At 55.0% G+C, this 13,823-nt stretch carries 15 protein-coding genes; 9 read left to right on the top strand and 6 right to left on the bottom strand.

Going from position 1 to position 13,823, the window contains the following annotated elements:
• Positions 1 to 162: 162 nt before the first annotated feature.
• The 3 genes from MKY74_RS00955 to MKY74_RS00945 all read left to right on the top strand — a co-directional run bounded on the left by MKY74_RS00955 (position 163) and on the right by MKY74_RS00945 (position 1,806).
• Positions 163 to 633 carry a DUF523 domain-containing protein gene (locus MKY74_RS00955; RefSeq protein WP_076172831.1) on the top strand — a complete coding sequence of 157 codons (471 nt, stop codon included), beginning with the start codon at positions 163 to 165 and terminating at the stop codon, positions 631 to 633.
• Positions 634 to 720: 87 nt separating this feature from the next.
• Positions 721 to 948, top strand: a complete 228-nt coding sequence (locus tag MKY74_RS00950) for a phage holin (protein WP_094599702.1) — start codon at positions 721 to 723, stop codon at positions 946 to 948.
• Positions 949 to 1,158: 210 nt separating this feature from the next.
• The gene (locus MKY74_RS00945; protein WP_076172833.1) at positions 1,159 to 1,806 is read left to right on the top strand and encodes a pyroglutamyl-peptidase I; all 648 of its coding nucleotides are present in this window, start codon (positions 1,159 to 1,161) and stop codon (positions 1,804 to 1,806) included.
• 71 nt (positions 1,807 to 1,877) lie between these two features.
• Here the strand turns inward: MKY74_RS00945 and MKY74_RS00940 are convergent, their stop codons facing one another.
• Positions 1,878 to 2,549, bottom strand: coding sequence for a DUF6022 family protein (locus MKY74_RS00940; protein WP_076172834.1), 672 nt, complete (start codon positions 2,547 to 2,549; stop codon positions 1,878 to 1,880).
• A gap of 154 nt (positions 2,550 to 2,703) precedes the next feature.
• Here MKY74_RS00940 and MKY74_RS00935 point away from each other — a divergent pair, with 154 nt between their 5' ends.
• Positions 2,704 to 3,414, top strand: a complete 711-nt coding sequence (locus MKY74_RS00935; RefSeq protein WP_076172835.1) for a TetR/AcrR family transcriptional regulator — start codon at positions 2,704 to 2,706, stop codon at positions 3,412 to 3,414.
• Positions 3,415 to 3,442: 28 nt separating this feature from the next.
• On the opposite strand, the gene MKY74_RS00930 is transcribed toward MKY74_RS00935, so the two are convergent.
• Positions 3,443 to 4,132 (bottom strand): class I SAM-dependent methyltransferase, encoded by a 690-nt coding sequence (locus MKY74_RS00930; RefSeq protein WP_076172836.1) that lies wholly within the window; start codon positions 4,130 to 4,132, stop codon positions 3,443 to 3,445.
• Positions 4,133 to 4,416: 284 nt separating this feature from the next.
• Here MKY74_RS00930 and MKY74_RS00925 point away from each other — a divergent pair, with 284 nt between their 5' ends.
• The gene (locus MKY74_RS00925) at positions 4,417 to 4,509 is read left to right on the top strand and encodes a sporulation protein YjcZ (protein ID WP_084203986.1); all 93 of its coding nucleotides are present in this window, start codon (positions 4,417 to 4,419) and stop codon (positions 4,507 to 4,509) included.
• A 344-nt stretch (positions 4,510 to 4,853) separates the two neighbouring features.
• On the top strand, positions 4,854 to 6,308 hold the full coding sequence (locus MKY74_RS00920) for a SulP family inorganic anion transporter (protein ID WP_084203987.1): 1,455 nt from the start codon (positions 4,854 to 4,856) through the stop codon (positions 6,306 to 6,308).
• Between the two features lie 96 nt (positions 6,309 to 6,404).
• On the opposite strand, the gene MKY74_RS00915 is transcribed toward MKY74_RS00920, so the two are convergent.
• The gene (locus MKY74_RS00915) at positions 6,405 to 6,956 is read right to left on the bottom strand and encodes a GNAT family N-acetyltransferase (RefSeq protein ID WP_076172837.1); all 552 of its coding nucleotides are present in this window, start codon (positions 6,954 to 6,956) and stop codon (positions 6,405 to 6,407) included.
• Positions 6,957 to 7,148: 192 nt separating this feature from the next.
• On the opposite strand from MKY74_RS00915, the gene MKY74_RS00910 reads away from it, so the two are divergent.
• Entirely contained in the window at positions 7,149 to 7,865 is a 717-nt protein-coding gene (locus MKY74_RS00910) for a glycoside hydrolase family 73 protein (RefSeq protein WP_076172838.1), read from the top strand.
• Between the two features lie 15 nt (positions 7,866 to 7,880).
• Here MKY74_RS00910 and MKY74_RS00905 read toward each other — a convergent pair whose 3' ends face one another.
• Positions 7,881 to 8,219: a L,D-transpeptidase gene (locus MKY74_RS00905; protein WP_076172839.1), complete on the bottom strand. Its 339-nt coding sequence runs from the start codon at positions 8,217 to 8,219 to the stop codon at positions 7,881 to 7,883.
• 92 nt (positions 8,220 to 8,311) lie between these two features.
• Here MKY74_RS00905 and MKY74_RS00900 point away from each other — a divergent pair, with 92 nt between their 5' ends.
• Positions 8,312 to 9,304: a polysaccharide deacetylase family protein gene (locus MKY74_RS00900; protein ID WP_076172840.1), complete on the top strand. Its 993-nt coding sequence runs from the start codon at positions 8,312 to 8,314 to the stop codon at positions 9,302 to 9,304.
• Positions 9,305 to 9,898: 594 nt separating this feature from the next.
• Positions 9,899 to 11,443 carry an HD-GYP domain-containing protein gene (locus tag MKY74_RS00895; protein ID WP_076172841.1) on the top strand — a complete coding sequence of 515 codons (1,545 nt, stop codon included), beginning with the start codon at positions 9,899 to 9,901 and terminating at the stop codon, positions 11,441 to 11,443.
• Between the two features lie 97 nt (positions 11,444 to 11,540).
• Here the strand turns inward: MKY74_RS00895 and MKY74_RS00890 are convergent, their stop codons facing one another.
• Together MKY74_RS00890 and MKY74_RS00885 are read right to left on the bottom strand one after the other, a co-directional pair.
• Positions 11,541 to 12,686 (bottom strand): ABC transporter permease, encoded by a 1,146-nt coding sequence (locus tag MKY74_RS00890; RefSeq protein ID WP_076172842.1) that lies wholly within the window; start codon positions 12,684 to 12,686, stop codon positions 11,541 to 11,543.
• 95 nt (positions 12,687 to 12,781) lie between these two features.
• Positions 12,782 to 13,753 carry an ABC transporter ATP-binding protein gene (locus MKY74_RS00885; protein ID WP_244169326.1) on the bottom strand — a complete coding sequence of 324 codons (972 nt, stop codon included), beginning with the start codon at positions 13,751 to 13,753 and terminating at the stop codon, positions 12,782 to 12,784.
• Positions 13,754 to 13,823: the final 70 nt, after the last annotated feature.

Raw genomic sequence — 13,823 nt, 5'->3', positions numbered from 1 at the left:
CCCGGGCTTTCCTCGTTTTTTCGGCCCAATCCTACACCGTGAAGCCGGGCCTCCCCAGCAGTTCGCTTATGCAGTATACTTTCGTTAAAGTCATAAATAGTTTACGTGGGACAAATAAATAGTTTACGTGAAACGGATTAACAGTTCAGGAGGTGAACGGGTATGATTATGGTCAGTTCTTGTCTGGCCGGACTGAAGGTTCGCTATAATGGAACCGACAGTCTGAATGAAGTCATTCAGCAAATGGTGGCGCAGAACAGGGCAGTGACGGTCTGCCCCGAACTGCTGGGGGGATTCGTCACCCCGAGAGAGCCTGCGGAGATCGTAGGCGGGGATGGGAGGGACGTGCTGGAGGGCCGGGCAAGGGTTGTTGAGAAATCGGGCCGGGACGTCAGCGGCATGTATATTCAGGGGGCTCACCGGACGCTGGAAAAAGCCCGTGAAGTCGGTGCGTCCATGGTGGTGCTCAAAGAATACAGCCCCTCCTGCGGAAGCGCCATGATTTATAACGGTTCCTTCGCCAATGAGAAGGTGGCCGGCAGCGGGGTGACGACCGCTCTGCTGGAACGGGAGGGCATTCGGGTGATGTCCGAAGAGACGTTTCTGGAGGCTCTGGACTCAGGTCTCCTCTAAAATCGCTGGCATCGCTCGTCCATCCCGTGAAAGTTTCGGACAAGTTTGCCGGGGCGGATGAATATATATGACCTTAAAGGAGGTCATATGATGCTCAAGAAGAAACGGTTTCGCAACTATGCGCTTTGGATCAGTATGGTCTCGCAGGTGCTTCTGCTGGTGCAGCTGATCGGTCATCTCACCGGAGCGTTTGAACTGTCGGATATGAAGCGGCAAGAGCTTGTGGCGGCCGCAGACCTGGTGCTCGGAATTTTGGCGACGCTGGGGATTATCTCCAATCCGACCAAGCCGAACAGTGGCGGATATAATTTGTAGACGGGAACCCTGCCGTGCAGCCGTCAGCTGCCGGGCAGGGTGTTTTTTTGAGATGCAGGCTCCGGAGACTTTGGATTCCTTACGCATCGCAGGTCAAAAAGGAACGGAATCCGCGGGGAAGCAGCCCTTCTTGGCGGCGCGATTTCGGGTAGGAACGATCTGTCCCGTTTGATATGATGGAAAGAAAGACTTGCCGGGAGGAGAAGCTTCATGAAAATACTGGTATCAGGATTTGAGCCCTTTGGCGGAAATGCGGTCAATCCGACGGAGCAGCTCGTGCGGGATATCCGGGAGGAGACGTTTGCGGAGGCCGAGATCCGGACGGTTCTGCTTCCGGTCCATTATGACGAATGTGCCGAAAGGCTGCTTGAGGTGGTGCGTGACTATCAGCCGGACGCCGTAATCTGCTGCGGCCTGGCCGCAGGCCGGACGGCGGTAACGCCGGAGCGGATCGCGGTGAACGTCAAGGACGTGGCGCCGGAAGCGGCATACGCCGACAACAAAGGGGAGAGGCCGCAGGATCTGCCCATTAATCCGGCAGGACCGGACGGATTGTTCTCGCGGCTGCCGATCCGAGAGGCCGTGAACCGGCTGAAGGCGGAGGGGATTCCGGCTGCCGTGTCCGAGTCGGCCGGCACGTTTATTTGCAACAACACGATGTACGCCGTGCTGGATTATATCCGTGAGCAGAAGCTGCCCACGCTGGCGGGATTTGTCCATTTTCCGGCCTCCACGGAAATGGCGCTGCAGAAGCCGGGCCTGCCTTCGCTGCCGCAGGAAATGATGCTGCAGGCGCTGCGCGTGATCATCCATGCGACGATTGATGCGGCAAAGCAGCAGCGGCAGCCCGCGGTGTAACGGGTATCGCTCACCGCCTGACACCTCCAGGTGCTTGTTCAAACCAAGCACTTCGGGGGTGCTTTTTGCTGTTATTGCCCTTCGCCGGCTTGCTGAACGGGACGCTTGAAAAAACCGATCAGGCGGTCCTGATGCGGCACGATCTGTACGAGCTCCCAGCCATGGCGCCCCCACGAGGACAGCGCATAATTAAAGTCCACCGCCGTGTGGCCGCGGTATGATTGCACGTATTCGAGCAGCCCCGCGTCCGTCCCGTATTCCCATTCCCGCGGCTCGTCGCCGGCGGAATGACGGTAACGCTGGAGCAGTCCGCTTAGGCGCACGCCTGAGGTGCAGAGTGCTTGGAGAATGGCTTCTTGCTCCGTTTCTTCCAGGGCTAAAAAGCGAGGCGGCTGCGGGAGATGAAACCGGGCGTGAGAATGGAAAATTTGCAGCACTGCCGTGCCGCACGGATTACCGGTTTCGTCTCTGACCACATACCATACGCATCGCTCACGCTCCTCGGGCGGGCCCCAGTTCTCGACTGACTCCGACAAGCGGAATCCGGCGGGGACCTCGTATCCCGACTTCCGCACCTCCTCGCAGATCGGACCCATCAGCTGTTGAATATAGACGCCGTACGCGCGGTCGCCGAATTCCGCAAACATGCTGCTGAGTTCCTCCGCATGCTCTTGAAGAATCGCCTCCCAAATTTCGCCCAGGTGCCGGTTCATGGACCGGACTACCGAATAAATTGGATTCATATAAAACTCCCTTCACATCGTAAAATTTTGCCTAGGCTGTTCTGATTCCGTTGCAGAATACCACTGCCCATTAATCTAATGGGTTTAGATTAATCTAATGGGATTAGAATAATGGCATATGCTATAATTGTCAAGTGAAAAGGAGGGCTCTTCGATGGCCAGAAAACGAACGGTGCCCCAGCATCCCTTCTCCGGCACGGGGGAACAGGAGGAGCTGCACATTCCACTAGACCGTGACCGGATTGTCCGGACGGCGCTCCGCGTGTTGAACGAATTTGGCTTGAAGGAGCTGAGCATGCGTAAGATTGCCGATGAGCTCCAGGTAAAGACCGCTTCCCTGTATTATCATGTGAAGGATAAAGAACAGCTGCTCCAGCTTATCGGGGATAAAATAAGCGAAGAAATGGACAGGCCCGACCCGGACCTGTCTTGGCAGGAACAGCTGATCCAGTGGGGGCATGCATTCCGGCGCGTACTGCACCGCTACCGTGATGCGGTGGACCTGTTCAATGGCGGCATCGCCATGGGATACCACCGTCTGCTGCAGATTGAAAGACTGTACCAAATCTTTGCGTCGGCTGGATTCGCGGATGGTCACATCCCGTGGATGGCATCCATGGTGAAGAACCATGTGCTCGGCTTTGTGGCCGAGGAGGTGCGGCTGAAAGGGATGGCCGGTTCCGGCGAGGAAGCACAGGCTCAGCTCAGCGAGGAGTACGCCCGGTTCTTCCGCAGTTTGCCAAGCGAGCAGTTTCCGAATATGATCCGGCTGGCTTCCCATACGACCGATACCGGATGGCAGGAGGAATTCGAATTCGGGCTGGACGTCCTGATGGACGGCTTCCGGCAGAGGCTGACCGACTGATCCGGCGCTAAACAGAAAATCAGGGGGACTAAGAAGTCCGCCCTGATTTTTTTCCGTAAAACACCGCGAAGTCCAAATACTTGTACATACAGTCCACGTCTTCAAAGCCGGCCTCTTCCATCCACTGCATCTGGTCGGCGGCGGTAGCGTTGATATCCAGGCTTCTGCGTTCAATCGACGCCTGAATGGCTTCTTCCGGCAGACCGCTTGCCCTGATTTCTTCCAGCCAGCGTCTCCGGTAATATACGTCTGCCTGATCGGTATGGCCCTTCACCTGATCGGCATTGACAAAGATGCCACCTTCATTCAGCAGCCGATGGATCGTGGCGAACAGCTGCCTTTTTTCCGGATGGGACAGATGATGAATGGAGAGGGAAGAGACGACGGCATCGTAAGTTTGAGTAAACGGATAACTGCTGTAATCCCCGGTAACATAATCTACATTCGGTGCCCCGTGAAACCGCCGGCGGGCCTCCTGCAGCATGCTGTCGCTTAAATCCATCAGCGTAAGCCGTGCCTCAGGGTATTTGAGCAGTACCATGCTGGAGAACAGGCCTGTTCCGGCCCCCAGATCCAAAATACATGGAGTAGAATTGCCGCACTCCACCAGGGACAGGGCCATCCCGTAAAAGTCGTCGAAGCAGGGAATCAGTCCCCTCCGCTGCCGGTCATAGTCCTTTGCATTGGCGTCAAAAAGCTTGATCACAGATCTGTCCATCACCATTCTCCTTTACCCGTGGATTGTTGGAATTGACTTCATTGTACCGGCAGCCCGCTCATTATGGAAATATATAAACCGTATTATACTTATAGGTATTTCCTATATCGTTCCTTCCACGGAACAGCATTGATAAGCTCGATAGAGTTGTGGCGGCAAGGTCCTTTACCCCCGGGAACATCGCGCATTTTCATAGGGCAAATGGACTTGAATGATATTTGTCCAAACCGATTCTCCTTACGCGGCATACGATAGAGTATAAACAGGAGAGAGGGGGAGAAACCATGAGTGGTGTAGGAAACCCATTTACCTCAACGGGAGCCATCCTGGTTCTGTTTATTCTGCTCGTCATCATTACCAAATCCTTTATTTATTAATCCATGGGCCCAAGCGGTCCTTGGGCAACGAAGCTCCCGCCCTCCGGCGGGGCTTTCGCCATTTCATAAGAAAGGCAGATACCGCAGTATATACATATGGATTGAAAAAAGAAATATAGACGAGTAAATGGGAGAATGGATTAGTATACAGAGGGAAATAGCGCATACATGCAGTTTTGGGTTCAGACGATTATAACGCTATAATGAAAAACAGTGAACCATCGGACCCGGCGAACCTGAGAGTGGGGAGCCCGCTTGAAACACCCTGTAACATTTCATGAACGGATAGCAGCACGATCAGCGCTACAGATACAACTTTATATATCCACAGGAGGGATTATTTCTTGTTTTTGAACTGGATCAAACAAGGCTTCTTTAGCAATGTCAGAAAAGATATTTTGTCCGGTCTAACCGTTGCCTTTGCGCTTATTCCCGAAGCCATCGCGTTCTCCATTATGGCCGGTGTGGATCCGATGGTCGGTCTCTACGCATCCTTTGTGATTGCCGTCAGCATTTCGTTTTTCGGCGGACGCCCGGGGATGATTTCAGCGGCCACCGGTGCCATGGCATCCTTGATGGGACCGATCGTTGCCAAATACGGGATCGAGTATTTGTTTGCGACGACAGTGCTGACCGGCATTCTGCAGTGGATCATGGGGGCGCTGAAATTCGGGCGCTTCATCACATTTATCCCGCAATCGGTCATCGTGGGCTTTGTTAACGCGCTGGCGATCGTTATTTTTATGGCGCAGCTGCCGAATTTTGAAGGGGCTACCTGGATCATGTACTTGATGGTGGCCGCAACGCTGCTGATTATTTATCTGTTCCCGCTGCTCACCAAAGCGGTGCCTTCAGCGCTTGTCGCCATTATCGTCATGACGATCATTTCGGTGCTGACCCATGCCGATGTCCGTACGGTAGGCGATATGGGTACCATTACGCAGTCGCTTCCCGCATTTCATGTTCCGTCGGTTCCCTTGTCGTTTCATATGTTCCTGACGATTTTGCCTTATGCGCTGGCGCTCGCCGTCGTCGGCATGACCGAGACGCTCTTGACCGCCAACCTGGTGGATGAGCTGACCGATACCGGCAGCAACAAAAACCGCGAGATCAAGGGGCAGGGCATCGCCAACATCCTCACCGGCTTTTTCGGCGGGATGGCAGGCTGCGCCATGATCGGCCAGACGGTCATCAATGTGAAGTCGGGGGGCCGCTCCCGGCTGTCGACCTTCATTGCCGGCGCCTTTCTGCTGTTCCTGATCCTCGTGCTCGGCGATGTCGTCAGGCAGGTGCCGATGGCGGCGTTGGTGGGCGTTATGATCATGGTGTCGGTGGGCACGTTCGACTGGCATTCTTTACGAACGATGAACAAGGTGCCGCTGGGTGACACGATCGTCATGGTCGTGACCGTCGTAATCGTGGTGGCCACGTCCAACCTGGCGATTGGCGTTGTGACCGGAGTCATTCTGAGTGCCCTGAATTTCGGCTGGAAAATGGCGCGTATTCACGCGCAGACCCATATCGATGAACATGGGGTAAAGGTGTACGAAATCAAAGGACAGATGTTTTTCGGAACGATGAACCATTTTGTGCATCTCTTCCATTACCAGGAGGATCCCGAGCAGATTGCGATTGACTTTTCCCACTCCCACGTTTGGGATCAGTCGGGCGTGAACGCTGTGTCCAAGGTGCTGGCCAAGTATGAGGCGCTGGACAAAAAGGTGGCCGTCCGGGGATTGAATCCGGAGAGCCAGCGTATCATCGACAAGATTGGCGTAGCCTCGGTATCGTCCCATTAACCAACTCGTAAAACCTGCATTTTATATACGATATGAGAAAAGCCTTCCGGCATGCCGGAAGGCTTTTTGCGTGGTTATCCGCTTGAGGAGCGAATGCTATCTCACCATTTTCTCATAAATATTAAACCCGCTCTCATGCTGGCCCTTCAGCGTAAAGCCGGCCCCGCTGTACAACCGGTTCAAGCCGGGGTTGTTGGCGATGCAGTCGAGACGGATTCGGTCTTTGCCCTGGAACCTTATTCCGGTCAAGGCCCAGTGCAGAATGGCGCTGCCAAGACCCGTCCCCCCGAATTCGCGTTCAATGGCAAGCCGGTGCAGATAGACAGAGGTATCGTGCCCCTCCTCTCCCCACAGGTTGCGGTCCCATTCGCTTGCATGCTGCTGGAGGATGACGATGGCGGCAAGGCGCTCCTCCTTTTTGAACAGGAAGACGTCCCCTCGCAGGACCGCCTCGTCGATATGATGCCGATCCTCACCGGTCAGCAGCTGATTCCACTGCTTGGAGCCTATGCTCTGAAGCCACTGCGCCGTTCGAAACAGCAGTCCCTGCGCGGCTGCGACATCTTCCGGACCGGCCTGAACGGCACGGATTTCCGGGGTAACCCACTCCTGATTGATGATAAAATGATCTGCTTTTGCCTGCTTCATACATCCACCCTCCAAGCGTTACATATGTTCTTATTGTAAGAAGCCATGAAGAATTAGGCAAATGCTTCATACCGGAGCGGTTTGGAAATTTTTACAAGGCTCAGGTGCTCTGAAAACGTGGGGCGGCAGCTGCGTCCAGGCCGTTAGCAAGCGGTCAGCATTGTATGTACCCGAGGGTTGGGAGGGAGGATTATGAAGAAACAAAACTTTATCGCCAACATGGCACCGTTGGCTGAATTCGACCAGCTGCAGTCGGGTGTGCCGGCATCGCTCACGATCGCCCAGGCGGCCCTCGAATCCGCCTGGGGCACGAGCGAGCTGGCGGTGAAGGCCAACAATCTGTTCGGCATCAAGGGACAGGGCACCGCAGGAAGCATGCGCCTGCAGACCACCGAGTACGTTCGCGGCGTGGCCGGCCGGGTGATAGCCGACTTCCGCGCGTACAACAGCTGGGCCGAATCGGTGGCCGATCACTCAAGCCTGCTGGTAAACGGCGTGTCCTGGGACCGTGACAAGTATGCCGGCGCGCTCCGCACAGACGGGCGATCGGCCGCCGCCGCGATCGGCGCCGCCGGTTATGCCACGGACCCGGAGTATGCAGATAAGCTAATCCGGATTATTGATCAGTATAACCTGGACCAATACGATGCCTGGAAGGAGGGGGCGCATATGACTCCTGAGGAAAAGGCGGCATTTAGCGAGCTGCAGAACACGGTTGCGAAGCAGGCGGAATGGATCAAGCAGCAGCAGGCGCTGTTAAGCATGCCCTGCCCGGACTGGGCAAAGGAGGCTTACCGCTATTACAAGCCTTATATTGCAGATGAAACGGGAAGTTATGATTTCTGGCGGCAGCTGGTGATCCAGTACCGCAAAGAGAAGGGAATCAAGGTCGGTTCAGATCAAGACTGACGGCACTTACGGCCATTACGGCCGGATGGTCACCCTTGTATTCACAGGAACGTAGGAAGACAAATCCAGCACATCCTCATTGTGCATCCGGATGCAGCCGTGGGAGACTTCCCGTCCGATGGAGGCGGGATCATTGGTTCCGTGAATGCCGTAATGGGGCTTGGAAAGGCCCATCCACAGCACCCCGAACGGTCCGCCGGGATTTTCCTGTTTATTGACAATCGTGAACTCCCCGGTCGGGGTTTTCGTCACCATTTTTCCGATGCCTACGGGATAGGATTTGACGGTCTGATCGCCGTCCAGCAAATATAACGTGCGTTCCGACAGGTCGACGATGATCCGGTATTTTGGCATTTGCATCACTCCTTGCTTCCAGAGTATGTTTATAGAGCGGGGGATGCATCCCTCTGCAAGTGAATTTATGGAACGAAGGGGATTGGAACGTGATGCTGAGAAAAAAAATTATCCTCTACTGCACCTTTTCCGTGCTTGTGCTGTTCGCGGCATTTTTCGTCTGGAGGCAGGGCCCTTATGTGTATCATCTGGTTCGTTATCCCGGAAGGCCTCACATCAAAAAGGAAGAGGGCGGTGTTCCGGCTTACAGCTTTATTTCCACGAGACCGACGCCAGGTGCGGTGTATTATAAAAACAAAGTCATCACGCTGATGTACCATGATGTCTCCCCGCGTCCGATCAATGACAAGAGTCTGGATACCGCTGTATTCGAGGAGCAGCTCCAGGCCATGAAGGCAAACGGATTCCATTGGATTACGATGGAGCAGTACGCCGACTTCGTCACCCGGCATCAGCCGGTGCCGGACAACGCCGTGCTGATGACGTTTGACGACGGCTATGAGACGTTCTATACCAATGTGTTCCCGATCCTGAAGAAGTACCACGTGCCGGCAACGAATTTTCTGATCGTGTCGACGGTGGGGAATCCGAAGCATCCCGGACTGCCGAAGCTGACCTGGGCCCAGGTCAAGCTCATGCACCGGAGCGGTATCGACTTTTACAGCCATACGTTTGATTCGCACGCTTATGCTTATGTTCGCCCCGAAGGGAAAACCCATGACAGGCTGGAGCCGATGCTGATGGGACCGGAGCATAACAAAACCACCGGGCATGTGGAGACGGAGCAGGAGTATATCCGGCGGGTGAAGGGTGATTTAACCCGGGCGGATCAAATCCTCCGGAATGAAATCGGCAACCGCCGCGATATTCTCGCTTTTCCCTACGGCGGCTATACGCAGCAGGTGCTGGGTCTCTGCCGCAATCTCGGCATTCAAGTAGTCTTTACCGTCAAGCCGGGAATCGACGGCCCCGGGCAGTACATGGGATACCGGGTCAACGCTGGCGGCATGGACAATAACCCGATCGCGCTCATTGAATCGATGAAGCATGCGGAGTCGCTCCGCGGATACAGCAAAGCCGGCTAAGCCTCCTGACGAGAGAAGGAAGTGGCAGTAGGCCGTAAATACATTGGGAAATATGGATAACCCCCCGGACATTTCTCCGGGGGGTTTGGCTTTGGCGGCGCTGCGGCCGCCTCATATATTTAACCCCTGACAGCCGTTCAAGGCTGCAGTCTGGTTCCTTGTTCTAGTTCGTTAACAGAATAATGACTTCCAAAACAACAAAAGCCCTGCCTCTCTTTTGTCCTTGCGGCTCCGATGACCGCGCCAGCGTGAATCAGAAATAGCATCTTAAATCTCATACTTCGCATTGGGTTATTTCAAAATAGGAAATTAAGTCTTCGAGGTTGAAGATTTATTCTTTCTTGCGGGGAACGAAAAGGGTTAAATGAAGTTATATTCCTATAATATATCACATATTGTTTATAAATGCAATAGGAAATTATATCGCCCACCAGACTTGTATAAATGTGCAAAAGCACCATTTCATACGGAGGGATTTTATGATAAAAGTTGGTTTTTGTCGCTGGTTCATGTCACATTTTGGGATGAAATAACCGATATTCTTAATAGTGCTGCGCCGAACGGCCTATATTGATGAAAAAGGAAGGCTGGCTTATGGATACCGATTCTACCCGTTTGCAGGGGGTTGCCCTGTATTATGCTTTTCGGAACAAATTGGTACGGAATTATATTTTCGGATCGCTATTCGCGGTATGGATCGTGGGCAGCGCTCTCGTTCTGACCACGATCAGCATTTCTCCGCAGGAGATCAAACGGCTGGCGATCATCTTTGCTTGCTCCATGGCGGTCATGGTCGCGGTGGAATCCTGGATATTCACGCGGCACGTTCGGCCGATCCGGCAGGGCTTGTTCTGCCGGACCTGTACGGTTCAGACCATTGAAACAGCCTACCGTCAGGCACATAAGCTGCCGCAGCTGGCGGTGTTCCGGATTCTGGTCCCGCATTTCCTCGGGCTCGCCGTACCTGCGGCCGGCTTGACGCTGTGGCAGATGAGCCGTGGCCTTCTTCATTTCCCGCCGATTTATGTTGCGGCTGCGGCAGCCGGCGCCTTCCTCGTAGCCAGCATGCATGCGATGATCGAATTTTTTCTGACGACGGCGACGGTCCGGCCGCTGATGGAGGAATTTCATCGGCTCGCCCAGGAAACGCACCGCATTGAGCTGAATCCGGAGGGGCATGTCGTCTTGTCCATCCGTCCGAAGTTTCTGCTCAGCGCCATGCTGATCGGTACCTCGCCGCTCCTGCTGTTCACCCTGGCTGCCCAGATTCGGCTGGGCAATTTAAACGAGGAAATGATGACCGGGTACTGGGGCTGGGCGGGGCTGATCCTGCTGGTCGACATCATTTTTACGTATACGGGCGCCAGGCTGTTAACCCATGAGGTGGAGCGGCCGATCTCCCATCTGTACGACGCCATGAATCATGTCAAGGACGGCCGGCTGAAGACGGTCCAAAACGTGTATTCGGACGAGTTTTCCCGGCTGGCCACCGGGTTCAACATGATGGTCCGGGCGCTTCAGTCGCGTGAAGCCCAGACCCGGGCGATGCTGGACAGCTACTTTGTGACCCTCGCCGTTGCGCTCGATGCCAGAGACGCCTACACGGCAGGGCATTCCTTACGGGTGGCCGAATATTCGGAGCTGATCGGGCGGCTCAGCAGGATGACTGAGGAGGATATCAACGTGATCCGCCAGTCGGCGCTGCTGCATGACATCGGGAAAATCGGCATCCGGGACACCGTCCTGTTGAAGGAAGGGCGTCTGACGGAAGAGGAGTTCGACCAAATCAAGGCCCATCCGGTGCTTGGTGAGACGATTCTGAAGCAGATCGAGCCGAAGGATGCCATGGCGCCGCTCCTTCCCGGCGTAAGGTCCCATCATGAGCGATACGACGGGAAAGGGTATCCGGACGGACTGGCCGGGGACGATATCCCGCTGCTTGGCAGAATTATCGCCGTAGCCGACGCCTTTGATGCGATGACTTCGGATCGGCCATACCGTAAAGGCATGGATGTCGCCAAGGCGCTGTCCATTCTCGAAGAGGGCGGAGGGACGCAGTGGGATCCGGAATACGCCCGCATTTTTGTCGACTATATGAGAAATCAAAGGTTGGGAAAAGCGGCAGGCGACGATACATAAGCGATGACCAAGGATCGGAAACCAAGAAAACCTCCCGGCCGTGAAGGATGACTTCCGGACGGGAGGTTTTTTCGTCGTTTTGAACGTTGATAAGGAATCAGTTGGCAGCCGAGCGCAGGAACCCTGGCAGACGGAAGAATGCAACCAGGAGGCCGGCGGCCCCGAACGTCAGGAGAATAAGGGCAGGTCCCGCAACGTCGCCGAGATGGGCGCCATGAGCGATAATGTTCTGCAGCGAGTGCAGCGCCCAGTACTGCGGCAGAAAGTGCCCGACGGTCTGTACGGATTGCGGAAGCAGGTAAGACGGTACCCACAGGCCACCCAGCATGGCACCGCCCATGGCAATGACCTGGGTGATGACCATGGCGGCTCCCTCGCCGGGCACCAGGAAGGATAAGCCGAGCCCGATGCCGGTTCCGCAGATGCTGAGGCTGAGCACAATCAAGGTAAGGGCGGCGACGTCGCCAAGCTTCACGTCATAGACGAAGTGGCCGAAGGCGAACAGGACGACACACTGGGCGATAACCGTCAGGATGAAGGGCACCCACATCCCGACCAGGTACTGCAGCGGCTTTACGCGCGTGCTGCGAATGCGGGACAGAAGGCCGGTTTTCTTTTCGTCAAAGAAGCGGCGGGCCATCGTGATCATAATGTAGAAGACGAACATAACGGTCATGCTGGGGACCATGGAGTCCATATAGCTGATATGGTCGGACGTCGTCGCCACATCTTTAATCTGGATCGGGGAGGCCAGCGCCTGCTCTGCCTGCTCCTTGGAATCTCCCTTGGCCAGCAGGACATCCGTCAGCTTCTGCTCACGGTATTGGCTGGAAATGCTGCTGAGGATCGCCTGAATCGGCGCAAGCTCTGTCTGTGCGGTGGGATCCTGGTACAGCTGGATATCCGCGGGACTGCCTTCCTTCATGGCTTTTTCGAATCCGGAGGGAATGACGAGCATGGCCGAGAACTGGCCCTGCTTCATTCTGTCGACCTGGTCGTCCAGGCTGGATGCCGATTCCAGCTTCACGTCCATAATCCCCTGCATCTGCTTCACAAAAGCTTGGGACGCGGCGGATTGATCCTGGTCGATCGTGCGGATGGATACGGAGGAACTGTCACCTCCGGCACTGTTGAAAATCGTACCGAACATGGCGATGAACAGGATCGGCATCAGCAGCAGGAAGAAGAAGCTTTTGCGGTCTTTGCGGATCAGCCGCAATTCTTTGATAATCATGGCTCTCATGGGTTTTGCTCCTTTGCTTGTTCATTTCTTTGTTTGTTTCATACGATGAACGATTTATCACCTTAATGAGTGAGAGGGACGCTTGTGAAAAAGAATTAATCCCGGAGCGCGGTACCGGTTACCCGCAGGAATACGTTCTCCAGCGAGGGACGGACGATTTCCAGCTGCTTCACGTCCCAGCTGTGCTGGGAAGCGAGGCGAAGCAGTCGCTGCATCACGCCATGCAGATTTTCCGTTTCCAGCACGTATCCGGAGCCTTCCTTGCGGACCTCGGTTACATCCGGGTCTTCCGGGAGGTGATGGGCTCCTGCAATTTCCACGTAAATGGCCTTCTGTCCGTAATTCTCCAGCAGTTCCCCGAGCGGGCCCATCGCCTTGATCGTGCCCTGATCCATAATGGCCACTTCATCGCACAGCGCTTCGACTTCCTCCATGTAGTGGGTGGAGTAGATGATCGTCACGCCTTCGCGGTTCAGATCGCGGATCATTTCGAAGATGTGGTTCCGCGACTGCGGATCGATCCCAACCGTCGGCTCGTCGAGAATCAGCAGCTTGGGACGGTGGAGGAGCGCGGCGATGTTAATCCGGCGCTTCATGCCTCCCGAGAACGTGCCGACTTCCTCTTTGGCCCGGTCCAGCAGACCGGTCTGGGTCAGTACCTCGTGGATGCGCTGCTTCAGCATTTTGCCCCGGACACCGTAAGCCTCACCGAAAAACTCCAGATTGTCATAAGCGGACAGCTTATCGTACAGCGTAATTTCCTGCGGGACGTAGCCGATATATTTCGATACGGCGTCCGGATTTTTGGTCGCCTCCTTGCCGAGCAGCCGGACGGAGCCGCTGTCGGCCTGGACAATGCCGGTCAAAATTTTCATCGTGGTGGACTTACCCGCGCCGTTCGGTCCAAGGAAGCCAAACGAAGTGCCAGCTTTCAGAGAGAAGCTCACGTCCTGGAGCGCCTGTTTCTTCGGATAGGATTTGCGGAGCTGGGAAACCTCTAGCATATAATCGTTGTTATAAGAAGTCTGATTAGATTCGGCGGTGTTGCGGGCCGTCGTTTGGATCATAGGGACAACCTCCTAAAAGTTTTGTGAAGCATAACCTCAAAGCAAAATCATCGCAGCAAAACTAGCATCG

This window comes from Paenibacillus sp. FSL R5-0378, from assembly GCF_038009285.1.
Classification (GTDB): domain Bacteria; phylum Bacillota; class Bacilli; order Paenibacillales; family Paenibacillaceae; genus Paenibacillus_AQ; species Paenibacillus_AQ favisporus.
The sequence above is the reverse complement of the archived record's forward strand: the minus strand, read 5'-3'. Positions and strand labels throughout refer to the sequence as shown.